The sequence below is a fragment of the Finegoldia sp. genome (genome assembly GCF_046991905.1).
Taxonomy (GTDB): Bacteria; Bacillota; Clostridia; order Tissierellales; family Peptoniphilaceae; genus Finegoldia.
This window is the reverse complement of sequence record NZ_JBKWZF010000001.1, coordinates 1-25,816: the sequence shown is the minus strand read 5'-3', so window position 1 is coordinate 25,816 and position 25,816 is coordinate 1. Positions and strand designations below refer to the sequence as shown.

General features: G+C 28.4%; 25 protein-coding genes and 1 tRNA gene. 2 read left to right on the top strand and 24 right to left on the bottom strand.

Features of this window, described 5'->3' with window-relative positions; all coding sequences use genetic code 11:
* Nucleotides 1-8: 8 nt before the first annotated feature.
* From rpe to ACLUJM_RS00025, 22 genes are all read right to left on the bottom strand, one after another.
* Nucleotides 9-662: a ribulose-phosphate 3-epimerase gene (gene rpe, locus ACLUJM_RS00130; RefSeq protein WP_412411815.1), complete on the bottom strand. Its 654-nt coding sequence runs from the start codon at nt 660-662 to the stop codon at nt 9-11.
* The gene (rsgA, locus tag ACLUJM_RS00125; RefSeq protein WP_412411814.1) at nt 662-1,540 is read right to left on the bottom strand and encodes a ribosome small subunit-dependent GTPase A; all 879 of its coding nucleotides are present in this window, start codon (nt 1,538-1,540) and stop codon (nt 662-664) included. The genes rpe and rsgA overlap by 1 nt, the downstream gene beginning before the upstream one ends.
* Entirely contained in the window at nt 1,530-3,413 is a 1,884-nt protein-coding gene (pknB, locus tag ACLUJM_RS00120; protein WP_412411813.1) for a Stk1 family PASTA domain-containing Ser/Thr kinase, read from the bottom strand. Before pknB ends, rsgA begins: the two co-directional genes overlap by 11 nt.
* Nucleotides 3,403-4,140 (bottom strand): Stp1/IreP family PP2C-type Ser/Thr phosphatase, encoded by a 738-nt coding sequence (locus ACLUJM_RS00115; RefSeq protein WP_294685914.1) that lies wholly within the window; start codon nt 4,138-4,140, stop codon nt 3,403-3,405. Before ACLUJM_RS00115 ends, pknB begins: the two co-directional genes overlap by 11 nt.
* Complete coding sequence (rlmN, locus tag ACLUJM_RS00110; RefSeq protein WP_412411812.1) at nt 4,137-5,186, bottom strand: 23S rRNA (adenine(2503)-C(2))-methyltransferase RlmN; 1,050 nt, start codon at nt 5,184-5,186, stop codon at nt 4,137-4,139. Before rlmN ends, ACLUJM_RS00115 begins: the two co-directional genes overlap by 4 nt.
* 46 nt (nt 5,187-5,232) lie before the next feature.
* Nucleotides 5,233-6,507: a 16S rRNA (cytosine(967)-C(5))-methyltransferase RsmB gene (rsmB, locus tag ACLUJM_RS00105; RefSeq protein WP_412411811.1), complete on the bottom strand. Its 1,275-nt coding sequence runs from the start codon at nt 6,505-6,507 to the stop codon at nt 5,233-5,235.
* Nucleotides 6,508-6,623: 116 nt separating this feature from the next.
* Nucleotides 6,624-7,307 carry a zinc metallopeptidase gene (locus tag ACLUJM_RS00100; protein WP_294685917.1) on the bottom strand — a complete coding sequence of 228 codons (684 nt, stop codon included), beginning with the start codon at nt 7,305-7,307 and terminating at the stop codon, nt 6,624-6,626.
* A gap of 9 nt (nt 7,308-7,316) precedes the next feature.
* Nucleotides 7,317-8,249 (bottom strand): methionyl-tRNA formyltransferase, encoded by a 933-nt coding sequence (gene fmt / locus ACLUJM_RS00095; RefSeq protein ID WP_412411810.1) that lies wholly within the window; start codon nt 8,247-8,249, stop codon nt 7,317-7,319.
* Entirely contained in the window at nt 8,239-8,727 is a 489-nt protein-coding gene (gene def / locus ACLUJM_RS00090; RefSeq protein WP_412411809.1) for a peptide deformylase, read from the bottom strand. Before def ends, fmt begins: the two co-directional genes overlap by 11 nt.
* Nucleotides 8,728-8,735: 8 nt before the next feature.
* Nucleotides 8,736-11,105, bottom strand: a complete 2,370-nt coding sequence (gene priA, locus ACLUJM_RS00085; protein WP_412411808.1) for a primosomal protein N' — start codon at nt 11,103-11,105, stop codon at nt 8,736-8,738.
* A 6-nt stretch (nt 11,106-11,111) separates the two neighbouring features.
* Nucleotides 11,112-12,278: a bifunctional phosphopantothenoylcysteine decarboxylase/phosphopantothenate--cysteine ligase CoaBC gene (gene coaBC / locus ACLUJM_RS00080; RefSeq protein WP_412411807.1), complete on the bottom strand. Its 1,167-nt coding sequence runs from the start codon at nt 12,276-12,278 to the stop codon at nt 11,112-11,114.
* Nucleotides 12,271-12,468, bottom strand: coding sequence for a DNA-directed RNA polymerase subunit omega (locus ACLUJM_RS00075; RefSeq protein ID WP_002836280.1), 198 nt, complete (start codon nt 12,466-12,468; stop codon nt 12,271-12,273). Before ACLUJM_RS00075 ends, coaBC begins: the two co-directional genes overlap by 8 nt.
* Nucleotides 12,461-13,048, bottom strand: coding sequence for a guanylate kinase (gene gmk, locus ACLUJM_RS00070; RefSeq protein WP_412411806.1), 588 nt, complete (start codon nt 13,046-13,048; stop codon nt 12,461-12,463). The genes ACLUJM_RS00075 and gmk overlap by 8 nt, the downstream gene beginning before the upstream one ends.
* A gap of 1 nt (nt 13,049) precedes the next feature.
* Nucleotides 13,050-13,301, bottom strand: coding sequence for a DUF370 domain-containing protein (locus ACLUJM_RS00065; protein WP_002836275.1), 252 nt, complete (start codon nt 13,299-13,301; stop codon nt 13,050-13,052).
* A 7-nt stretch (nt 13,302-13,308) separates the two neighbouring features.
* On the bottom strand, nt 13,309-14,184 hold the full coding sequence (locus tag ACLUJM_RS00060; RefSeq protein WP_412411805.1) for a YicC/YloC family endoribonuclease: 876 nt from the start codon (nt 14,182-14,184) through the stop codon (nt 13,309-13,311).
* 69 nt (nt 14,185-14,253) lie between these two features.
* Nucleotides 14,254-15,990 carry an NFACT family protein gene (locus ACLUJM_RS00055; protein ID WP_412411804.1) on the bottom strand — a complete coding sequence of 579 codons (1,737 nt, stop codon included), beginning with the start codon at nt 15,988-15,990 and terminating at the stop codon, nt 14,254-14,256.
* A 9-nt stretch (nt 15,991-15,999) separates the two neighbouring features.
* Nucleotides 16,000-16,449 carry an SsrA-binding protein SmpB gene (smpB, locus tag ACLUJM_RS00050; protein ID WP_094205581.1) on the bottom strand — a complete coding sequence of 150 codons (450 nt, stop codon included), beginning with the start codon at nt 16,447-16,449 and terminating at the stop codon, nt 16,000-16,002.
* Between the two features lie 12 nt (nt 16,450-16,461).
* Nucleotides 16,462-18,567, bottom strand: a complete 2,106-nt coding sequence (rnr, locus tag ACLUJM_RS00045) for a ribonuclease R (protein ID WP_412411803.1) — start codon at nt 18,565-18,567, stop codon at nt 16,462-16,464.
* Nucleotides 18,568-18,643: 76 nt separating this feature from the next.
* Nucleotides 18,644-19,258: an ATP-binding cassette domain-containing protein gene (locus ACLUJM_RS00040; RefSeq protein WP_412411802.1), complete on the bottom strand. Its 615-nt coding sequence runs from the start codon at nt 19,256-19,258 to the stop codon at nt 18,644-18,646.
* On the bottom strand, nt 19,245-19,928 hold the full coding sequence (gene modB / locus ACLUJM_RS00035) for a molybdate ABC transporter permease subunit (RefSeq protein ID WP_412411801.1): 684 nt from the start codon (nt 19,926-19,928) through the stop codon (nt 19,245-19,247). The genes ACLUJM_RS00040 and modB overlap by 14 nt, the downstream gene beginning before the upstream one ends.
* The gene (gene modA / locus ACLUJM_RS00030) at nt 19,921-20,727 is read right to left on the bottom strand and encodes a molybdate ABC transporter substrate-binding protein (protein ID WP_412411800.1); all 807 of its coding nucleotides are present in this window, start codon (nt 20,725-20,727) and stop codon (nt 19,921-19,923) included. The genes modB and modA overlap by 8 nt, the downstream gene beginning before the upstream one ends.
* A gap of 66 nt (nt 20,728-20,793) precedes the next feature.
* Complete coding sequence (locus tag ACLUJM_RS00025) at nt 20,794-21,594, bottom strand: nitroreductase family protein (protein WP_412411799.1); 801 nt, start codon at nt 21,592-21,594, stop codon at nt 20,794-20,796.
* Nucleotides 21,595-21,689: 95 nt separating this feature from the next.
* Between ACLUJM_RS00025 and ACLUJM_RS00020 the strand changes: the two genes are divergently transcribed.
* Complete coding sequence (locus tag ACLUJM_RS00020; protein WP_412411798.1) at nt 21,690-23,531, top strand: ATP-dependent helicase; 1,842 nt, start codon at nt 21,690-21,692, stop codon at nt 23,529-23,531.
* A gap of 29 nt (nt 23,532-23,560) precedes the next feature.
* Here the strand turns inward: ACLUJM_RS00020 and ACLUJM_RS00015 are convergent, their stop codons facing one another.
* On the bottom strand, nt 23,561-24,124 hold the full coding sequence (locus ACLUJM_RS00015; RefSeq protein ID WP_294685147.1) for a redoxin domain-containing protein: 564 nt from the start codon (nt 24,122-24,124) through the stop codon (nt 23,561-23,563).
* 128 nt (nt 24,125-24,252) lie between these two features.
* Nucleotides 24,253-25,209, bottom strand: a complete 957-nt coding sequence (locus tag ACLUJM_RS00010; RefSeq protein ID WP_412411797.1) for a DUF1002 domain-containing protein — start codon at nt 25,207-25,209, stop codon at nt 24,253-24,255.
* A gap of 177 nt (nt 25,210-25,386) precedes the next feature.
* Here ACLUJM_RS00010 and ACLUJM_RS00005 point away from each other — a divergent pair.
* Nucleotides 25,387-25,473: transfer RNA gene (locus ACLUJM_RS00005), tRNA-Leu, on the top strand.
* The last annotated feature ends 343 nt before the right edge of the window (nt 25,474-25,816 follow it).

Sequence of the window (25,816 nt, the reverse complement as noted above, 5' to 3'; positions counted from 1 at the left end):
AGTCCTCCTTATTTTAGTTTTTGATTGTATATATCTAATTGCGATTCTATATTTTCGTTAAAAACATCAGAACCGCTAACTATCAAGTCAGCTCCTGATTCCAATACTTTATCTACATTTGATGTCTTAACTCCACCATCTACTTCCAATATAATATCCCTTTCTGATAAATCAATCATTTTTCTCGTATCTTTTAATTTTATATATTGACTTTCAATAAATGATTGACCTCCAAAACCAGGATTTACACTCATTACAAGGATTATATCCAAATCATCAATTATATATTTACAACATTCTAATCCAGTTGATGGATTTAATGCCAGTCCACATTTTTTGCCTGCTTTATGAACTGTTTGGATAGCTCTATGAGGGTGAAAAGTAGCTTCCGGATGAAATGTAATTATATCAGCTCCTGCATTTATAATTTCATCAATTATATCTTCAGGTTTATTAACCATCAAATGACAATCAAGAATAAATTCTGGATATTTTTGTCTGATTTGTTTTATTACTGCTGACCCAAAAGATATGTTCGGTACGAAATTTCCATCCATTACATCAAGATGCAAATATTTTATTCCTTTATTTTTTAATATCTCTAAATTTTTTTCTAACTCAAAAAAGTTACAAGCCAATAAAGACGGACTTAAATAAGCCATTAATACCTCCTAAATTTTTCGTATTCTTCAACAATTTCCAAATAATTATCATATCTACTTTTAGATATAACTCCTTTTTCAACAAGCTTTTTTATTTCACATTTTGGTTCATTAATGTGATCACAATTATTAAATTTACATTTGTCGCTATTTGCTTTAAATTCAATAAAATTTTTCTTGATTTCTGATTTATCATCTAAAAATGACAAATCAAAAGAACTAAAACCAGGTGTATCTAGTACATATGTGTCTTCATCAACCCTTTTTATTTCGATGTGTCTAGTAGTCTGCTTTCCTCTTTGAGTTTTATCGCTTATTTTACCAGATACAAAATCTTCATTAGGAAATAATTTTTTCAATGTACTTGATTTTCCGGCTCCGCTTGGACCAATTACACAGCTTATGTGATTTTTAAATTCGTTTAATAATTTATTGTTAACATCAGTATTTTGGTTTGAGTTGAATATTACTTTATAACCTATATTTCTGTATATATCAGAATAACTCTGCATTTCATCTTCAGTCAATAAATCACACTTATTAAAAACAATTACACAATCTAAATTGTTTTTTTCTATCATTATTAAGAATTTATCTAATAACATCAGATTAATATTAGGTGATTTTATACTGGATAAAACGAAGCATTTATCAACATTGCTTACTTCTGGTCTATGGAGAAGCACCGATCTTGGATGTATATTTAAAATAAATCCAAGACCATTTTCTATATGAATGTCTACTTTATCTCCTACAACTGGAGTTATTTTTTTGTTTCTAAAATTCCCCTTGGCTTTTGAAGGATAAACTTCATTTCCAACACTCACATAAAACAATTCTCTTTGTATTTTTGTAATTACACCTGTTTTATCCGACATTAATCAATTCTCCATTGACATACACTTTAATGTCATTATTTGGCTTTACTTTAACTTTAATTCTGATATTGCCTTCAGATGCATCATGATTTTCTTCGTAGATTATATTATTTTCAGTTTCATCTTTTATTGTAACTGTATAAATTCCTTGTTCCACAGGTTTGCTTATCCTAAATACTTTTTCAATTATTTCAGGTTCTTTCTTGCCTTTACTAATGATAACATCTATTGAACTATCTTTTTTTAATTTCTTTCCTGCGTCGTATTGTTGCCATATAACTTGGTTTACATCGTATTCATTGCTAAATTTCTTTTCAATGTTACCTATATTTAATCCAATTGATTTTAATTTATTACTAGCTTGGCTAATGTCTGTACCTATTAAATCTACCATTTCCACTAATTCTTCTTTCTTACCTAAAGAAATTACCACATCAATCTTAGAATCTTTGCTAATGCTAGTTCCTGCATCTGGGTGTTGTTGCATAATTTTACCAGTTTCAAAATTATCACTGTTTTCTTTAGTAATTTCACCGATTTCTAGCCCTAATTTGTTAAGTTGAATTTTAGCATTTTCCACCGTCATATTTGATAAGTTTGGAACCGAAACCTGTTCTTCTCCCTTGCTAACAACTAATTTTATTATAGTACCTTTTTTTACTTCCGTGCTTGATTCTGGATCTTGTTCTAAAACTTTACCCGGTTCAACACTGTTTTCAGTTTTGTATTCTGATACTACAGCAATCAAATTATTAGCCTTTGCCTTATTTATAGCGTCATTTTCTGTTAAACCAGTAAGCGCCGGTACTGCAACTAAGTCTTGTTTGTTTTTATTAATATATTTTTTCCCGAATATAATTCCTACAAATACTAAAGCCGCTAATACTATAGGTAATAAAATCCACATAAATTTTTTTGAATTGTTTTTTTTGTCCTTTGTCGAAGATTGTTTCGGTGTTTTATAGACCGCTTCTTTGATTTCTGGTTGTTCATCATTCTCTTTTATTATTGGACTTTTTGTAGTTTTTTGATATAAATCTGAAGAATAGTTTTGGTAATTTTTCAATACTTCTTTTAATTCTGTAGCAGATTTAAATCTTTCATTAGGATCTTTTGACATAGCTTTAACTATGATATCATTTAGTCCTTGTGGCAAATCATGTCTTAAATTTATAGGGGGAACCAACGGATCTTGAATATGCTTTAATGCAATTCCAACCGCATTTGGTGCATCAAATGGAACCTCACCCGTTGCCATTTGGTATAAAACTACTCCTAATGAATAAATATCGCTTTTCTCATCAATAAACTTGCCTTTTGCCTGTTCCGGAGAAATATAATGTACAGTTCCCAACACAGTTGAAGTGTACGTTAAAGTAGCAGATGATGAAATTCTCGCAATACCAAAATCTGTTGCTTTTAAATTATTAGATTTATCAATTAGCATATTATGTGGTTTAATATCTCTGTGAATTATTCCATTTTTATGTGCACATTCTAATGCGCTAGCTATTTGAACTCCATAATTAACTATATCTTCAATTGGCAAAATTTGCTTTTCATCTATTATATCTTTTAATGTTTTACCATCAACATATTCCATCACAATATAATTGTATTTTCTGCCATCCACATATGAGCTTCCTACATCAAATACACTAACTATATTAGCATGAGTTAATGATGCGGCAGATTGAGCTTCCATAGCGAATTTTCTTAAAAAGTCTTGATCTTCCATGTATTCGTTTTTTAAAACTTTAACAGCAACATATCGATTCAAAACAGTATCTAAGGCTTTATACACCTTAGCCATCCCACCAACGCCGACTTCTTCTATAATTTCATATCTATCGCCTAAAACTTTACCTATCATAATTTTCACCTTCATATAAATAAAGCGTAATAGTTACATTATCTATGCCCTCGAAATCATTTGCTTCATTTATTAGTTTTTTGATAATATCATCTAAGTTTGATTCTTCTTTAATGATTTCAATTATTTCTTCTTTTTCCAATTGTGAAGTCAAACCATCTGTACACATTAAAATCAAATCATCTTTAATAAGTTTAATGTCAAAAATATCTACATCTACAGTATCTTGAATACCTAATGACCTTGTAATAACATTTTTTTGTGAAAAATCAATAGCTTCCTCTTCTGTAATGGTTCCTGATGATAATAAATCATTTACAAGAGAATGATCTACTGTTATTTGTTCTAATTCTTCATTCCTATACAAATATAGTCTGCTGTCACCCACATTTGCCACAATAGCATTTTCACCATGAATCAAACAAGCAACAATTGTCGTTCCCATATTTCTATGTTCAGTATTATTTTCACTATCTTTATAAACTTCTTCATTTGCTAGTGTTATAGCTTTAATAAGCATTTTTTTATAGTCTTTTTCATTTTCATTTTCTTTCACGTAATTTATAACTGTTTCGACAGCTTTTTTACTTGCTACTTCACCAGCTTTATGTCCACCCATTCCATCACAAACAACAAGCAAGCTAAAATCATCTGTAATATAATTCATATGATAATCTTCATTTAGTTTCCTTACCAGCCCGATGTCTGTGTTTGAAGCATATTTCATTTCACACCTCTTTTAATCATATTGTTAATTCGTAATTGTCCACAGGCCCCATCTATATCAACGCCTTGTTTTCTCCTTATTGTTGTATTAACATTGTTTTTATTCATATAATTCATAAATTCTGTCATCTTGTATCTATCTGGAGATTTTTGATTAAATTCTTCAATTGGATTTAATGTTATTAAATTAAGAAGACAATTTCTGTTTCTTAACAAACTAACTAATTTGTCCATGTATTTTTTAGAATCATTTACATTTTCAATAACAGTATATTCAAATCCAATGCGCCTTTTAGTTTTATTAAAATAATAATCACATGCATCGAGTATTTGTTCAATTGGATATTTGTTCCCAATAGGCATAAGATTATTTCTTTCATCATCAAAAGGATTATGAAGCGAAATAGTTATATTAATTCCAATATTATCATCAGCAAGTTTTATTATTTTATCTACTAATCCACATGTAGATAATGTTATGTTTCGAATAGACATATCTTGTCCTTCTGTGTTTGTAATTAAATCAATAAATCTAATGACGTTATCATAATTATCAAGTGGCTCTCCAATTCCCATTAATACGATATTGTTGATTTTTAAATTTAAATCATTCTCTACCAGATAAATTTGGGCACACATTTCATAAGGTTCTAGATTTCGTACGAAACTTTTTTTAGTTGATGCGCAAAACTTACATCCCATTTTACAACCAATTTGAGTTGATAAGCATATCGAAGTATGTGTCTTATACTCCATAAATACTGTTTCGACAATATTACCATCATTCAACTCAACGAGATATTTTTTTGTATTATCTAGTTTTGAATCTATCCTTTTTATTATTGAACAATTTCTAATATCATTATAATCGTATAGTTTTTGTCGTAAATCATTAGAAAAGTTAGTCATTTTATCAGGATTTAATATTCTGTTTTTATGAATAGCTTGGAAATATTGTAAAGCTCTAAAAGATTTTTCTCCATTATTTTCAAAAAAATCCTTTAATTCATAGACAGTTAAATTTTCCAATATGAGTTTATTTTGCATATTATTCACCAATTTAGATTATATCAAAAATATCGAATTTTGTAATCTAATCACATTTCACAAACTTAGATATAAAAAATCCCTGTGTTCCTTTTTGAAAAGGCATTAGTTTTATTAACTCGTTCTTCTCACCATAAAAATCAATATCCTCTCTTTTCAAATGTAACTTATTTTCTATAAAGTCCACATTATTCTCATTTTCTTCTTTTAGAAGAGAACATGTTGAGTAAACTAATATTCCGCCTTTTTTTAAGTATTTCTCACAATTTTCAAGTATTTTTCTTTGAGTTTCCACCAAATATTCTACATCTTTTTTCGTTCTAAACAACTTTATCTCAGGATTTTTATTAATGACGCCTGTTGCAGAGCAAGGAGCATCCACAAGAATTCTATCAAATTTATTTACTAAACTATCTTGGAAAATTGTAGCATCGAAATTCATATATTGTACATTTCCGACTCCACATTTTTCGACATTTTCTTTGATTCTATATATTTTATTCTCGTTAATATCGTTACAATATAAAATTGATTGATTATTAGTCAATTCTTGTATATTACATGATTTTGAGCCTGGTGCAGAGCATATATCAAGTACAATAGAATTATCCATAGGCTCTAAAATTTCAGCACACAAACTGCAAGAACCATCTTGAATAAGAAATTTACCTTCTTTAAATTCGTCTGTATCAATAATAGATTCAGGATTTTCTACAATATAACTATCTTGTAAAAAAGGATGATCTTGTAATATAAATCCTTGATTTTCTAAATTTACTTTCAAGTTGTTTTCTTTCAATTTATTTTCTTTAATAACAAAATCAGATTTGTAAAAAAATGATTTAAGAAGTTTTCTTACAGTTTTTTTGGAATAAGATTTGTTCAACATCTTTAACAACTCTTTATTGATTGAAAATTTTATATTATCCTCCAAATCTTCTTCCTCAAAATTAAATCTACATACTTCTCTTAATACGGCATTGACATAATCTTTGTACTTAGTCAAACTACCAGCTAGTTCTACAGATTCATCAACAACAGCATAATCAGCTGTTTTCATAAATAATATTTCAGTAGTAGCCATACGTAATATTTCTAACACAATTTTATCAAGCTTGTTTATTCCTAAATCGCTACACTTTGATATTACATAGTCTATGAAAAATCTATTTTCAATTTCTGTAAATACACATCTTTTGATATATCCAATATCACTTTTATCTAAGTCTTTATAATCATAAGTCTTCAATATTTCAGATGAATATCCTGATTTATTATTAATTGAATTCGTTATATTAATTATTTCTTGTCTAATATTCATAGTCTCTCATTTCTTTTAATTATTTTTATTACAATATCTATTTTACACTAAAAATCAAATAAAAAAAATTGAACCTAATAGGAAAATCCTTATTTTAGGCTCAATTTACTTTAATTTTAATCTCTATCTCTTGATATTAGTATTAATCTTACCAATTGTAATAAAGAAACTAAAGCACTTGCTATATATGTCAGTGCCGCAGCTTTTAAAACTTGCTTTGCAGGTTCGATTTCATCTTCAATTAATAAGCCATTAGATAACGCTCTTATAGCTCTTTTACTAGCATCAAATTCTACTGGTAATGTAACAACTTGAAACAACACTGTAGCCGAAAATAATATAATTCCGAATTCTACCAATGGTTTCATACTAAACATAAATCCAAGTAAAAGTAAAATCCATACTGATTTAGAAGCAAAATTCACAACAGGAAATAATGATTCTCTAAATCTTAAAAATCCGTAATTTTCCTTGTCTTGAATTGCATGACCAACCTCATGACTTGCAACAGTAACCGCTGAAATTGATTGACTATTATAAACATCATCAGACAAAGCTAAGACTTTTTTTGATGAATCATAATAATCTGACAAACTACCTTGAACATTTACAATTTCTATTTCAGATAAACCTTCATAATCAAGTAAAACTCTTGCCATTTCTTTTCCAGTCAAACCTTTTGAATTAGTAATTTTCTTATACTTTTCAAAAGTATGAGTTACTTTGTATTGAGAATAAAAAGCCAATATTAAAGCTGGTATCAGTAAAATCATAGTTTTATCATAATAAAAATTAAACAATGTTTCCTCCTACAAAATTATCCCCTCTTCAAATGAATTACCATTCAAATATTCACTTACATTAAGAGGTTTTTTATTAGGAAGTTGTAATCTTGTGATAACTATAAAACCATCTTCACAAGAAACTTTAATTCCATTTTTATCTACTTTTACAACTTCGCCATTCTTTTTATCATTGTATTGTTTTATTATGTTGATATTATGAACTTTTACTTTTTGTTCGTTTAATGTAAAAAACAAACCTGGCCATGGAGTCAATCCTCTAAATTTATTGTAAATTACATCAGATTTTTCATTGAAATCAATCTCACCCATAGATTTATTTATTTTACCAACAGTTGATGCTTCTTCTTCATTTTGTTTTATCCTTGAATCAAAATAGTTGTGGTAATCATCTATAACTTTATTTATCAGGCCAGCTCCCATAATCATTAATTTATCGTGCAATTCTTCAAGCATTATTTTATCATCTAAATCAATTTTATCGATAGCTAGGATATCCCCTGCGTCAAGTCCCTCTTCCACTAGCATAATGCTTACTCCAGATTCTTTATCGCCGTTTATAAGTGAATAATTAATTGGGGCAGCACCTCTGTATTTCGGTAAAATTGATGCATGCACATTTAAAATCCTATTTTTAAATCTATCCAAGATTCTTTTTTTAATTAATTGTCCATAAGCTACGACGACAATAAAATCAGGATTAAGTTTATCTAGCATATCAAAAACTTCATCGTCGTTGATATTTTTTGGAGTAATGACTTCTATTCCCAAATCCATTGCTCTTTTCTTTACTGCAGTGGGAGAAAATTTATTCCTATTTCTTTTTTTATCTTGTTGAGATATTACTAATTGAATTTCGTTATATGGATTATCGTATAATTTTTGTAAACTTTCAACCGCAAAATCAGGTGATCCAGCAAATACAATTTTATTTTTCATTGTTCAATCTCTCAATTTCTTCTTCGCTAAGATTTAAAACTTTATCAGTGTATAATACCCCGTCTAAATGGTCTAACTCATGACAAAAACAATGTGCTTTATAATCAGAGGCTGTTTTTTGTTGAACATTTCCATTCAAATCAGTGTATTCTACAATAACAGTTTTTGGTCTTTCAACATATCCATTTTCTCCTGGAATTGAAAGGCATCCCTCAACATTGATTTGTTTTTCATCAGATTTTTTTATAATTTTAGGATTAATCAAAACCATTTGTCCATCTTCATCTTGCATATCAATAACAACTATTCTTTTAAGCATCCCTACTTGGACGCAAGCTAATCCTATTCCTTTATTTTCATACATTGTCTCAAACATATCTTCAACGATTTGTTTGATTCTTTCATCTATTTTTTCAACTTCTCTTGATTTTTTTCTCAAGATTTGATCATTTTTTAATCTTATTTGTCTTAATGCCATTTTATCTCCTAAAAATAACTTTGAGGATCTAAAGTGATTTTTAAAGTAATCCCCTCTAAGTTAATATTGTATTCATTATTAATCAACACTTTTTTTACTATATCTATGATTTTATCTTCTCCGTTCGGGAATTTATAGTACAAATCAAACCTATACATATTATTTATTCTTTCGATTGGTGAAGGATGAGGCCCGTTTATCAATGTTGTAGATAATTTGTTTTTCCTAATCAATGCGGCAATGTAATTGGAAATCTCAGTGATTTTTTTCATAGCAACATTTCTATTTCTACTTGAAATGTTGATGTTTAATATTCTAAAAAATGGTGGATAATTAAACGCTTTTCTGAGTTTTATCTCTTTTTCGTAAAATATTTTGTAATCATGAAGAGCAGCTGAAGTAATTGCAAAATTTTCAGGTTTGTAAGTTTGTATAATCACATCTCCTTCATATTCCGCTCTTCCAGCCCTTCCAGCTACTTGTGTTATCAGCTGAAAAGTTTTCTCGTTTGACTTATAATCTCCCAAGTTCAAGCTGATATCTGCAGCCAATACACCAACTAATGTCACATTTGGAAAATCGAATCCTTTAGACAACATTTGAGTGCCTATTAATATGTCAATTTCCTGACTAGTCATCATATCATAGATTTTTTTATAATCTTTTTTCGTGTTAGTAGTATCTCTGTCCATTCTTGCGATTCTCGCATTTGGAAAAAGTTCTCTGGTTTCTTCTTCTAGTTTTTGAGTACCTGCTCCAAATTCTTTTATAAATTTCGAACCACAATTGGGACAAACTTTTGGTTTTAATGCAGTTCTTCCACACATGTGACAAATCAATCTGTTTTTTGTCTTATGATATGTCATAGAAACATCACAGCTGTCACATTTTAATACATATCCACATCTTCTACATGAAATAAAAGAAGTGTGACCTCTTTTGTTCAAAAATAAAATTGTTTGTTTCTTGTTATTTAAATTTTCTTGTATTTTATTTAAAAGAACCTTACTGAACATTCTCATATTTCCAGTTTCTAATTCTTTTCTCATGTCAACAATAGTACACTCAACTGGATTAGTGTTATTAGCTCTTTTGTTCATTTCAATTAGGTTGTATTCGCCATCCAAAGCTTTTTTGTATTCTTCAACTCCTGGAGTTGCAGAACCCAAAACCAATTTAGCATCATTGTATTTTGCTCTAAACCTAGAAATATCTATAGCATTGTATTTTGGATTTTTTTCACTTACATAACTTGTCTCGTGTTCCTCGTCAATTATTACTAGCCCTAAATTTTTAAATGGAGAAAACACAGCACTTCTTGCTCCAACGACAATTTTATATTCTCCATTATACATTTTTCGAAATTGTTCGAATTTTTCGTTGATATTTAACTTAGAGTGTATAATCGCGACTTTTCCTGGAAATCTTCCCTCAAATCTTTCAATTGTCTGAGGAGTTAGTGAAATTTCAGGCACTAATATTATGCTATCTTTTCCTTCATTTAGCATCTTTTCAACTAAATGCAAATAAACTTCCGTCTTTCCGCTACCTGTAACCCCATGTAATAAATTGAATTGATTTTCTAAGATTGAGTTGTAAGCTTTTTGTTGCTGTGAATTCAGTTTAATTTTTTCATAAACCTTAGTGTCTTCTAGCACAACTCTATCAACTTCTTTGAAATAAACCTCAACTATTTTCTTTTCTTCAAGAGCTTTTATCACACTCGAAGATGTTTTTGTTTTGGATAAAAGTTCACTATAAAGCATGTTACTTTTATTTTTAAGTGTCTCTACTACTTTTATTTGAGCACTTGCTCTTTTTGAAATAGATGGATTATCTAAGACAAGTTTAACGTACTTTTCTAATTTGGGAGCAATTTGTTGGTCGTAAACTAAATCCATTTTTAGCAAGTCAGATTTTACATAATCCATTAATTTTTTGTGGCTAATATCAGATACATCTCTTATCTCTGAATATTCTTTTTTATCTTTAAGAATATTGTACAAATCCTCGTCTTCGTCTTTTAACTTTTCATTAGCAATGAAATACTCCTTTAATTCTTCAAAATTTCCAGGAGGTAAGATAGTCTGAAATGCAGAGCTATAATCACTTAGATATCGATCAACCATAAAAAAAGCAATATCAATGGATTCTTGTGTAACAATAGGATTTAAATCTACTACTGATATTATTTTTTTGTATTCGATATCTTCTTTAGGATTGTCGTTAATTCTAACCACTAATGCTAATTTATTAATATTTGATTTCCCAAAAGGTACTATAACTCTCATCCCAACTTCAACATCTTCACTTGTAAAATAAGAGTACAGCCTATTAGTCATCTTTGATTTGTTTCTAAAAATAACATCAATATACATATTTCCCTACTTTATTAAATCCAAAATCTTATCTGCTATGTTTAATTTTGTATCCTTATCTAATTCTAATATTTGATTTTTGCTGATAATAGATACCTTATTGTACTCAGAATTAAACCCAATATCTTTCTTGGATACATCGTTTAATACAATATAATCCAAATTTTTTTTGTTTAATTTCTTCTCAGCATTTTTGATTAAATTGTTTGTTTCTGCTGCAAAACCAATAAAAATTTGATTTTCTTTTTTATTTAATGATTTTAAAATGTCAGGATTTTCTTCTAATTCTAAAGAGTGAATCCCGTCTTGTTTTTTTATTTTTAAATCTTTTCGATTTTTAACTTTAAAATCACTTACTGCTGCTGCCATAATCAAACAATCATAGTCATCAACACAACTTTCGATTTGTTCTTTCATATCTATGGCAGATTGTACTTTAATATTTTCAATACCGTATGGACTATCGACTGAAGTTTTTCCAGAAATAATAGTCACATCCGCTCCTCTCATGAAAGCTTTCTTCGCTATTGAGTAACCCATTTTACCACTTGAGTCATTAGTAATATATCTTACAGGATCTATTCTTTCAACGGTAGCTCCTGCAGTAATCAAAACTTTCTTGCCTTTTAAATCTTTTTTACAGAAATAATTTTCAACTTCTTCTACAATTTCCCAAGGTTCTTTTAGCCTGCCATCTCCTTTTGTGTCGCAGGCAAGCATTCCACTATTTGAATCGATAATTAAATGATTTTTTTCTTTTAATTCTTCTATGTTTTTTTGTGTAGATGGATTATTAAGCATATTAGTATTCATGCTTACACAAAACATTATTGGTTTTGTATATGCTAAAGCTGTTGATGTTAGTAAATCATCGGCAATACCATGATTAATTTTTGCCATTATATTAGCACTTGCAGGTGCAACTAAAAACAAATCCGCCCAATTTGCAAGGTCTATGTGTTCAACAATTTTATGCGAATTTTTGTGAAACATTTTGTTTTTAACATCACATTTACCAATAGTTTCAAATGTCATTGGACTTACAAATTCACATGCAGAATCTGTCATTATTATTTTAATATTGTAGTCCAGTTTTTTTAATCTACTTACAACATCAACAACCTTGTAAATAGCAATTCCTCCAGTAACTCCCAAAAGAATATTTTTATTCATTTGCTTTATCTTCCCACACCTTTTTTTCCATAACTTCTTCTAAGGCAGTGGTAACTGGTTGCGCTTTTGCTTTCTTTAATTTAGTTTCCTTACCGTCTATTAACATTCTAGCTCTTTTGCTTACCATAACACAAAGTGCATATCTACTATTATTTATTTCTGATAATTTTTTAAATGATGGATTAATCATATTTTTCTCCTTTTACAACTCTAAATTTTTCTGCATCAATTATAGTTTCTATATTTTTCACAGTTTCATCAACATCTTCATTAATTACTGCATAATCATATTCATCAATAAAACTCAATTCTTTTTTAGCATTATTCATTCTTATATTGATTGTTTCTTCGTCTTCTGTGTTTCTTCCTTCAATTCTTCTTCTAAGTTCAATCAAATCTGGTGGAAGAATGAATACAAAAACAGCTTCCGGATAGTTTTCTTTAACTTTCAAAGCTCCTTGAACATCAATTTCGAGAATAACTATCTCCCCTTTGTTTATTTGGTCAAAAACAAATGATTTTGGAGTTCCATAAAAATTGTTATGCACATTAGCATATTCTATGAACTCTCCTTGATCTATTTTTTTCTTAAATTCATCTAAACTCAAAAAGTAATAATTTTCTCCATCCACTTCGTAAGGTCTTTTTTTCCTTGTCGTAGCGGAAACGGAATATACGATATCATCTTTTTGTGAAATTAATTTTTCGCAAACAGTTCCTTTGCCAACTCCCGATGGCCCTGAAACAACTAATAAAAACCCGTCTCTCATATTAATCTTCCTTATTATTTGATTTATCTAATCTCATTTGTAAAGTCTCAGGTTGAAGACAACTCAACACAACATGACTGGAATCCATTATAATTACACTTCTAGTTTTTCTACCAAAAGTTACATCTATAAGATTGTTATCTTCTTTTGCTTTTTGAACTATTCTTTTAATTGGATTCGTTTCTGGACTTACAATTGCTATAATTCTTTTACTATTAACTAAATTTGAAAATCCTATACCTAAACTTTCCATTTTCCATCTACTCAATATTTTGTACTTGTTCTCTCAATTTTTCAATCAAACTTTTAACTTCAATAACACAAACTGAAATAGATTCATCATTAGATTTTGAAGAAATTGTATTGATTTCACGATTCATTTCTTGGATAATGAAATCTAATTTTCGACCAATGCTATGTTTTATATCCATAGTTGATTTGAATTGAACTATATGAGAATCAAATCTTTTTAATTCTTCGTTAATATCTGATTTATCTGCCATCAACGCAACTTCCAAGTACATTCTATCCTTGTCTATTTTTTCTTCATCTAATAATTCCGAAATATTTTTAAACAAATTCTCCCTGTATTCTTTTACGCTATTTTCAGTCAAACTTGCAATTTTTGTTATTTCAGTTTCTATTTTGGAAAGATTTTCAGATAAATCTTTTTCTAAGTTATCTCCTTCTATAGATCTCATAGAATAAATTTTGTTAACAGCTTCATCAAGAACTTTTAGAATATTATCATGCAAAAATTCATTATCCAAATCTTTGTAAGTAAAAGACATTACATCTTCATATTGTACTAAATCTCTAACATTGATATCTGATTTCATGTCTAATTTTTCATTTAATGAATCAAGCTTTTGTTTGATTTTTTCAGCTAATTCATAATTGATATCCACACTATCAACCGATAATTGATATTTTTTAATTTTGATAAAAACATCAACCCTACCACGTTTTAACTTAGATTTAATAAGTGACTTCATGTCTTCTAACATAAAATTCAGATAATTTGGCATCGAAAAATTGAAATCCAAATACCTGTTATTAACAGATTTAATTTCTATATCTATGCTACAATCTTCTAATTCCAAACTTGAAGATCCAAATCCTGTCATAGACTTCATTTCTATCGCCCCCTTGATATTGTTAGTTTATATTAACTTCAATAAATTTACAATAATTTATTACATTTTTTAAACAATTTCTTTTATATCGTCAATATTATATGAACTCATGTCTACATTGACAGTGTTGAAATTGTTGTAAAACACCATTCCTGGTTTTGCTCCTTTAGCTTTTTTTACGTTTTTCTTTTCAGTATAATCAACTTCAACGAATTTTTCTTTACTCATTGAGGAGAAATAGGCTGCCAAGAAACACGCGACATCATAATCTTCCTTAACAAGATTTTCATTTCTCATAATAACATGAGATCCTGGCATATCTTTTACATGAACAAAAATATCTTCCTTATTTGCTTGTTTCAAAGTTAAATTATCATTTTGATAGTTGTTTTTTCCTACATATATATCAACACTATTTTTTGTAATAAAATGTCTTGGCTTGGATGGTTTTACTTTTGCAGTTTTTTTCTTAGATTTTTTTATCAAACCTATTTTTACCATTTCATCCTTGATTTCAGATAATTCTTGGTATTCTGTAACTCTTTCTAAAGTTTCTAAAAGTTGAAGCAAATACTCATTTTCTTGCTTTATTAATGGAAGTTCTTGTTCAATCATTTTTTCTCTAGTTTTTAATTTACTAAATTTTTTATAGTAAATTTGTGCATTTTCATTTCCGGATTTTATGGGATTTAAAGGAATTTCTATTTTATTCATATTGTCATAAAAGTTTTCAACTGTTATTTTATCTATACCTTTTTGTATTAAATGCATATTGGAACTTATAAGGTCCGCATAAACCTTGTATATGTCTCGTTTCTTTGCTTCTTGCAAGTCAATCGTTAAATTACTCAATTTATTGGAGTTTCTTTGTATTTTATTTGAAACTATTTTTTTAAGATGTGAAGACTTTTGAGTTATGGAGTCATTTGAACTGTGCTTTTTATAATAGTAATCAAGCATTTCGTGTATATCAGAAAATTTTTTCTTTTGATATCCATAATTCTCCAATTTTATAACGTGAAAATCCTTTAACTTTTCATCCTCATCTATAACTATAGAATAATCATAATCGCTATTTCTTATAGCATTTCTTACATCAATAAAGCATTGATTAAATCTAGATTTTTCATCTTCATTCAAATCTTCTAGCTTGATATTAAAATCCAAATCAGCTCTCAAGCAAATTTCCCTAGAAATTGTAGGAGAAAAACCAGTATAATTTTTATAAAAAACTTGTTGAAGTTTAGTAGTCCCTTCAGCAATTTCAGATGGAAGATCATCAGATTTCAAAATATTTATTTTATCATCTTCCAAATATGAATACTTAGTTTTGGGTAAAATTTGTCTGATACTTTTCGTATCAAAACTGATTCTTTTTATTGCATCTACTATAAGTTTACTTTCTTTTTCAATCAAAATTATATTGGAATGTTTGCCCATTAGTTCCACAACTAATGTGTAATTCATATCATATCCCATTTCATCTCTACTATTGATATCAATATTTACAACTCTATCCATTGATTCTTGATAAATGTCAGTAATTACCGCTCCTTGTAAATATTTTCTCATTAACATACAAAAATTATATGCTTCAATAGGATTCTTCTTATTTTCATTTGTAAAATGCATCCTCGGTAATGATGAGGATGCAGAAATAAGAAGTTTATAATTTTGTTTGTTATTATAGATTATTAAATCTAACTCGTTTTTATCTGGTTGATTAACTTTACTGATTTTACCGTTCGTTAATTTTTCTTTTATATCGTCAACTATCGCTTTTGTTGCAATTCCGTCAAAGCTCATTGTTACTCCTTATCTTCTCATTGCTCTTTGCATATTTCTCAAATCGTCTCGTTTTTTCAAAGTTTCTCTCTTGTCATACAAATTCTTACCTTTTGCAAGTGCAATTTCTACCTTAACAAGCCCATTTTTTTCGTAAACTCTTAAAGGTATCAATGTGTAACCTTGTTCCTTTGTTTTTCCAATTAATTTTCTGATTTCAGATTTATGCATTAAAAGTTTTCTTTTTCTTAAACTATCCACGTTAAAAATATTTCCTTGTGTGTACGGACTTACATTCATTGAATATACAAAAACTTCAGAATTTTCTATCATGCAATAACTTTCTTTAATTGAAACTTTTCCTTTTTTGATAGACTTAACTTCAGTTCCTTTTAGCTCAATTCCGCATTCATACACATCTTCTATGAAATACTCATGACGCGCTTTTTTATTGTTTGCTAATAATTTTATATCACTCATTATATTCCTTCTCTAATTTACAAATTCAAAATCAATTTGATGCTTGTCCTTATCACTGTTTATTACCTTTATTTTTACTTTTTGTCCAATATGGTATGATTTTTTAGTTCTTTCACCATACACAGTATAATTCTTTTCGTCAAATACATAATAATCATCTATCATAGATTGAAATTGTACTAAACCTTCGATTGTATTGTCAAGTTGTACAAAAATCCCAAATTTTGTAAGAGAACTAATAATACCATCAAATTCTTCATCAATATGTTGTTGCATATATTCTGCTGATTTCATATCAATAGCTTCTCGTTCAGCTTCTTCTGCTCTTCTTTCAGTTGCTGAACATTGTTTAGCAATGTCTTTGATATATTTCATGAATTCTTTTTCGTTATTAGTATCTGGCTTATGATTTATAAAATTCTTTACAATTCTGTGAATAAATAAATCCGGATATCTTCTGATTGGAGAAGTGAAGTGCGTATAGAACATCGATGCAAGTCCAAAATGAATGCTAGGATTTTGGCTGTACTCAGCTTTTTGCATAGATCTTAATAAAAGCGAAGATAATAGAGGTTTTTCAGGCTTGCCATCTAGTTCATTTAAAATTCTTTGGTAATCTTTTGAATACAAGTTCTTTCCTTTCAAATGATATCCAAAGTTTGACAAAATTCTTTTGAATGTATTAACCTTCTCTTCATCAGGCTCTTCATGCACTCTGTATAAGAATGGTCTATCTAAATAACCAAAATGACTAGCTACAGTTTCATTAGTAATTAGCATGAATTCTTCAATTAATTTATTGCCAATCCTTCTTTCATCTTTTTTAACATCTATAACTTTTGAGTTTTCATCCAAAATAATTTTAGTTTCTGGAAAATCAAAGTCTATACTTCCTCTGTTTTTTCGTCTAACGCTTAGAATCTCATACAATTCTTTCATTAGTAACAAATTATCTGTAAGTTTTTCATCATCGTATGGATTATCTATTCCTTCTAAAAAGTCTGATACATCTTTGTAAATCAATCTATAATCAGAATTTATAACAGATTCATAAAATTTGTAATCCAAAGTTTTACCAGTTGGTGAGATTTCCATCTTAACTGTCAAGCAAAGTCTATCCTCATTTGGATTTAGTGAGCAAATTCCATTTGATAATTCAACTGGTAACATAGAAATTACACGATCTAACATATAAACACTCGTTCCTCTTCTAAAAGCTTCTTTATCAAGAGCAGTGTTTTTTCTAACATAATAGCTTACATCGGCAATATGAACGTATAATATACAATTGTCGCCTTTTTTTGAAATACTTATAGCATCGTCAAAATCTTTTGCATCATATCCATCAATTGTAACTGTAAACAAATCCCTAAAATCCATGCGTGATTTTTTTTCTGATTCATCTACTTGTTGTTCAATTTCTTGTGCTTGTTGTTTTACTTTCTTCGGAAATTCATAAGGCAATTTAAAAGTTTTTGCTATAGAATATATATCAATTCCTGGATCATCTTTTGCTCCTAAAACTTCAACAATAACTCCTTCTGGATTTTTGTGTTTTTTTGAAGGAGTTTTAATAAGTTTTACAACAACTTTATCATTATTTTTTGCGCCATTTTTATTTCCAGATTGTACAAAAACATCAAATCCGTATTTTTTATCGTCTAAAATTACAAATCCATAACCTTTAGCTTCATCAAAAGTTCCCACAAGTTTTTTTGTTTCTCTAGAAATAATTTGTAATACTTTGCCTTCTGGACTTCTGTTTGTTTTTTTTTCAACTGTTATTGTAACTAATACCTTGTCTTTATGAATAGCACCATTCAGATCTTTCTTGGCTATAAATATATCATCAATACTTTCATCGTCAGGAATAAAATAGCAAAAATCACTTCCAGATCCTTGAATAGTACCTGTATATGCTTTTTGCTGTGAAATTGGAATTATATTAAAATTTTTATCTACTAAAATTTTATTATCCTTTTGTAGTTCATTAATAATTTTATTAAAGATTTTATAATCTTTTTTTTCAATATTTAATCTTGAAGATAATTCATCAAAAGTTAAAGGAATATAATCATTAGAATTTACAATATTAAGTACCTTTTGCTTTATTTTCATCAAATACCTCCTGGTTGTTTCCTATAATTATTATACCCTAAATGATAAGAAAATACCTAATTATTGTATTTTACGATTATTTTACAATTCTACCTTTATCAATAAAAATAACTCTATTTGATAAAATTTCTGCTTCAAGTCTATTATGAGTCACCATTATAATTGGAATATCCAATGATTTTTTTATCTCAATTAGTTCTTCATAAAATTTATTTTTAAATTTTTCATCAATTGAACTAAAAGGCTCATCCATTAAAAGTAGGTTCGGTTTATTTGACAAAGCTCTCACTATTGATACTTTTTGCTTTTCCCCACCTGATAAAGTATTTGGAAAATTTTGCAAAAGATATTCTATTCCTAATTTTTCTATTAAAGAATTTGTGTAGAACTCATCAGGATTCATGAAAAATATATTGTCCTTTACGCTCATGTTTGGAAAAAGTGCATAATCTTGAAAAACATATCCAACTTTTCTTTCCTGTGGTTTCAAATTTATTTGTTCTGAAAATAAAATGTTCTCATTAAGAACTATACTTCCCTTATTCGGAGTTAATAAACCTGCTATTGAATTCAAAATAGATGTCTTCCCACTTCCGGATTCTCCCATAATACACAATATTTCATTTTTAACATCAAAATCAACATTAAGTACAAAATGATTCAATTGTTTCTCAATATTACACTTCAGCATTTCTATTCCTTCTTTTTTCAATCCATCTGTTCAAGAAATATATCAACGAGAAGGAAAAAACCACTACAACTATCATTAGAGTATTCGCCATCGTTTTATCTCCTCGTTCAACAGCATAATACATTGCTAATGGTATTGTTTGAGTTTTGCTTGGAATATTTCCAGCGACCATCATCGTTGCTCCAAATTCTCCCAAACTTCTTGCAAAAGCAAGTACCAATCCACTTATTATTCCTGTATATGCTAATGGTATTGCCAATCTAAAAAATATTTTCCATTCACTAGCTCCCATAGTTCTTGCTGCATTTAAAATCTTTTTATCAATGCTTTGAAATGCGGATTTGCAGTTTTGATACATTAGCGGAAACGATACTATTACAGAAGCAATAACACATGCTTTCCAAGTAAAAATCACACTCCATCCAAAATTATCATAAAAAAACTTTCCAATTAAACCATTATTACCTATTATAATCAAAAGAATGTATCCTAAAATTGACGGTGGTAAAACAAGAGGCAATGTGATAATTGCCTCTAAAATACTACCATTTTTCTTATTAAACTTTACCATCATCCAAGCAATAAATATTGATAGAATTGATGTTATAATTGTTGAGATTATGGATACCTTTAATGAAATTATAATAGGCATCATAATATCATTATTCATTGCTAGATTCAAAACCTGCTTCCTTGAAATATTCTAACGATAATTTATTTTGTAAGAACTCATACAATTTATTTTGCATATCAGTATTCTTGGAATAAGTTGTTTTAGTTATTGGATAAATTATAGGCTTGTGAGAGCTTTCATCAACATTAAAAGCTACTTCAACCTTATCATCTGTTATAGAATCCGAAGAATATACAAAACCTACATCCGCTTCTTTGCTATCAACAAATCTTAATGTATCTTTTACGTTTTTACCATATACAAATTTGTCTTGAAGCTTATCCAATAAGTTATAATGAGTCAAACTTTGTTTTGTATACTGACCAACTGGAACTGTTTCTAATTCAGCAACAGCTATCTTTCCTTTAACATTTTCTAAATCTTCAATTTTAGAAATTTTAATGTCTGTTTCTTTGTTTTTCACTATTACTAGTTTATTCTTTAATAAACTTTTTGAATCTTTTACAAGTTCTTTTTCTTCAAGAGCTTTTACTTGCTTTTGACCAGCAGAAACGAAAACATCACAAGGTGCTTTTTGTTCGATTTGCTTTTGCAATTTCCCAGAACTTGCTAAGTTAACGTCGACTTTTACATTATTTTCTTTTTCAAATTCAGGAATAATTTTTGCTAACGATTCTTCTAATGATGCAGCTGCAAATAAGCTTATGTTTTCATTATTCATTTTTTCTTCAGTTTTTTTCTCTTCTTTTTGTTCGGAATTTTGTTTTTCATTTTTTGCGCAACTAGACAAAATTAAACAACCAACTAAAATCAACAATAAGTACTTTTTTCTCATTTCATTATTCTCCTTGGCATATAACGCTATGTATTAAAAAAGCCTAATTAAAGGCTTATTTTCTAATTAGAAATTTACTGATGCAATGTATTTGAAATTGTCTTTATCATTTAATTCTTCTTTTACATTCCAATTAGCATCAATATTATTATAATTTGCTAGTTCTGTGTAATAATACATTACAATTCCAGCATCTATTAAATTTTCAATTCCTTTGTAGTCTTTGATATACAAATCAATATCGTCATCATTTAATACGAATCTCCATGGTTGTTCATTTTTAGTTGAAGGAGCAAATCTCAAATAACTAAATAATTCATCCAAACCATAGTTTTGTAATTTATCTATATCAATTGGAGTAGACAATGATTTGTCACATACAAACTCTTCAACACCGATTCTTGAACTAAATTTTTTCTTTCCAAATCCAAATTCACTTGGAGCATATCCCATTGCAAGCAAGAAATCTACGTTTGAGTTTTCATCAAACGCTGTTTTTTTGGCATCTTCTGAAGCATTAGCGATAGTTACCCAACAGCTTCCTATCTTCAATGCATCTAATTTAGTAATTAAATTTTCGAAATAATATGCACCAAAAATCATTGATAATTCGTTGTTTTTATCCGCTTGCATAGAAATATAATGATTAGCTTTTATCATAGTTCCTTCGTATCCACCTTCTCCATCAAGAGCATTGTAAACTACAGAACCGTCTTTGTATAACTTGAAGTTAACATCGTATTTTTTTGCTAAGTTATTTATATCAAAAATAATAGATTCAACTTTTTGTAAATCTGAATCACTAAGGTTTTTTGATTTAAAATCTCTTATTGATTTTCTATTTTCTAAAAATTCATTCATTGACATTTTTATCTACCCCTTATCATAAATCTTATACTTAAATAATACTACAATTTGCCAATAATCACAAACATTTTGATATAATAATTATTGGTGATAATATGAAATTTACTGAAAATCAGCAAAAAGCAATATCTCATTATACCTCTGCTGCTTTGGTTCTAGCAGTACCAGGCGCTGGAAAAACTACTGTTTTGTTAAATCGAATAAAATACTTAGAAAAAGTTTATAATGTAGATCCTAAAAGTGTATTATCAATCACTTTTAGTAAGTCCCAAGCAGTAGATATGAAAGAAAGATTTTCCGAAAAATTCCCAGAAACAGATTCAGCGTATTTTTCTACAATCCATTCTTTTTGCTATTATATTATTAAGTTACATTACAAAATGAACAATATAATATTTAAGATATTGGAGTCCAATGATGATGTAAATAAATATTTTGTAATAAGAAATATAATTAGACATATTAACAAAACCAACTCAAAAGACGAAGACGTTGAAAAGTTCTTGCAGTATTACGGTTATTGTAAAAATATGATGATTGTCAAAGATTTTCCTAAATTTGACATTGAAAATTTCGAAAAAATTTACATGGAATATGAAATTTTTAAGAAAAAGAATTTCTTTATAGACTTTGATGATATGTTAACCAAATCGTTTGAAATCTTAAATGAAAATGAGTATATATTAAAAAGGATAAAACGTAAATATAAGTTTATTCAAGTGGACGAAGGGCAAGATACTTCTAAAATCCAATTTGAACTTATAAAAAAGATTGCCTATCCTGAAAATAATTTATTCATAGTGGCTGATGATGACCAATCTATTTATTCATTTAGAGGAGCAGATCCAAGTTATTTATTGGATTTCAAAAAAATTTTCCCTGGTGCAAGTATATACTATATCGACCAAAATTTTAGATGCAGCGATAAAATAGTTAATGCTAGTAATTTGTTTATTAAACAAAATAAAAACCGTTACAACAAAGATGTAACTTCAACAAAATCATCAGACAAGAAGATTATAATTAAATTTCCTCAAAACTTCATGTCAATGTATTCTTATTTAAAAAATAATGTCAATCCCGATAAGAAAACTGCTATCTTATACAGGAAAAACATTTCGTCAATAGCACTAATGAAGTACTTATATGATCAGGATATTAGTTTTCATTCAAGATATCAAAAGGATGATTTCTACAATCACTTTGTGCTCAATGATATTTTAAAGATGATTGCTTTTTCCGAAAATAAAACATCTGTTGGACTTTTTAGAGATATTTATTATAAATTAAACAGCTACATCAAGAAAACATCCATTAACCAACTAGAAACTTACGATGAATCTATGCCTGTTTTGGACCGTCTTCTGGATGATTCAACTTTAAGTAGATATTATGTAGACAGATTTATGGACTTAAAATCATTTTTTTCAGGAATTAAAAGAGCAAAAGGTTCCAAAAAAATTGATATCATTATGAATGATATTGATTACAAAACATATATTGAAGACAGTGTTTTGCTACAAAACCAAAAAATATCATTGGATTTTTTGATAGAAATCTATAAATATTTGTTTAAAGATTGTGAGAGCTACGAAGATTTTATTAATGAAATTGAAAATTTGAAAACAATCCAAAAAGATTCGATAAAACATAATAGTAATCTAAATTTATTAACTGTCCACTCTGCAAAAGGATTGGAATTTGATGAAGTTTTCATAATTGATTTGATAGATGGCGAGTTTCCTACAAATATCGACTCTAACAATAAGAATTACGAAAATATATTTGAAGAAGAAAGAAGAATGTTTTATGTAGCAATGACTAGAGCAAAGGACAAATTAACCCTGTTATCTCCAAAAACTAGAAATTCCATTGAAGTTGATTCATCACAATTTTTAAAAGACATTATAGAAATAGAAAACAATTTAAAAAACTAGCTGTAATCTACTACAGCTAGTTTTGCTATTTATAAGTTACCTACTAGATCAATTCCTGGTTTTAAAGTGTCTTCACCTGGAGTCCAGTTAGCTGGGCAAACTTGATCACCGTATTTGTCTACATATTGAGCAGCTTGAAGTTTTCTCAATAATTCGTGTGCATTTCTACCAATTCCATCAGCAGATACTTCATATAATACAACGTCCAAATCAGGATTGATTAAGAAAGCTCCTCTTTGACTTTGACCGTCAGCTTCTTTTAATACGCCAAATTGTTTCGATAAAGCAAATGCTCTATCTGATAACATTGGATATTCGATTTTTTTAATCTTTTCTGATTTATCATGCCATGCTTTGTGAACAAATTCTGAATCTGTAGATATAGCATAAATTTCACAGTTTAAATCTTTAAATTCTGAGTATAAATTTTGTAAGTCTTCTAATTCAGTAGGACATACAAATGTAAAATCTCCTGGGTAAAAGAACAATAATGACCAGTGGCCTTTTAAATCTTCACTAGAAACTTCTGTAAGTTCTTCATTGTGATAAGCAGGAACTTTAAATTCTTCAACGTGTTTTTTAATTAATGACATTAATAATCATCCTTTCGTATTTAATTTACAATTTTATTATACCATATTTTGTAATGATTACAAGTTTCGATTGGTATTATTTATTATATTAGGACAATAAAAAAGGGCTAGCTAGCCCTCTAAAAATTTTAATTACTTGATCCAAACGAATCTGCGATTGATTTTATAAGAGATGAGAAAAAGTTGATTATTTTATCAATAATACCAGCATCTTCTGCCTTTTTATAAATGTCTTTCGCCCCTTCTATAACTTTACCGGAAATATTAGATAATTCATCCTTTATATCTTTCGAATCGATAGATTTTACGTTTGAATACTTTTCAAACAAGTTAACCAATTCTTGTTTTTGATCCTCTGTAATAACATTTTCTAAGTTGTTTTCTTTGATTGCATCATTTACAATCTTTTTTATTTCATCAACAGTTGGCGCTTGCCCATTATTGTTGATATTTATATTAGCAATATTATCTTTTATTACAACAATAACATCATTAAGCTTATCTCTGCTAAAGCTTTCTTTGTCATTATTTTCTTTGTTAATATCACTAACTACCTCTAATTCTTCTTGAGCAACTTTTATTCTGTCTTTATCAAGTTTTTCACCATTAGATTCAAATGCTTTATAAACTCCGGTAAGAGCAGATTCTCCAGTCACAGGCCTAACTGCTGCTACCATAATAGTACAATCTTTAACCCCAGCAGTAATAGCGGCATTTTCATATTGTTTTTCAGTAATCAATGTAATATTTTTCGGTGTCGTAATATTAACTTTTATACCTTTATTTTTGTTTTCTTTCTTAACCAAAACACTAGAAATCATACTGCCCGGATTAGAATCATCCCCACCGATATACTTCAACAAATCATTATAAGTAACCATGACTGACTTAATATTACTGTCGTCTTCAATATCTAAAAGTCCTTTTGTTTTTCTAATTTGAGATTTATCCAAGCTTTCACCATAAACAAAAGTTGGCTTTCCCCATTTCTCATCAATAACATTAGTATCAATCTTGCCAGCGAAACTAATAGTCGATGATAATGAAATTAAAATAGCTAATAAAAAAACTGTAATTTTTTTCATAGAATATTATCCTCCGTTCACATTGATTATAGCACAAAAACAGGCCCTCAAAGTCTACAAAATTATTAAGAAAAACTAAACAAAATTAGTCAAATTTCAAACTCTAAAAAATAAATTTCAAATTTTTACAAAAATTCCTTTACATTGTTTTTACTTTATGCTATACTTATAAAGTCAGCCGGAGTGATGGAATTGGCAGACGTACTGGACTCAAAATCCAGCGGTGGCAACACCGTGCGGGTTCAAGTCCCGCCTCCGGCACCAATACATAAGATAGCTTTTTAGCTATCTTTTTTTTATTGATATTTCCATTGTAGATGCTCTGCATTATTTTCTTTTGTTTTTTATCTTTATTTTTTATATTTGTCTTCGACTCTTTTTCCCAATTAATCATCAATTTGTTCAGTTTCGTTAATTATTTTCGTTATCTTAATTCTTTACTCTCTATAATTAAAAGTCATTATATTAAACTATCACTTCCCTAGTTTTAAGATCACCAAAGCTTAGACAATAAAAAACATGCATTACTACATAATGTTAATTTATTATACTGATAATTTATCATAACAAGTGCAACACAAAATAACTCATAGCTAATCAGCTGTGT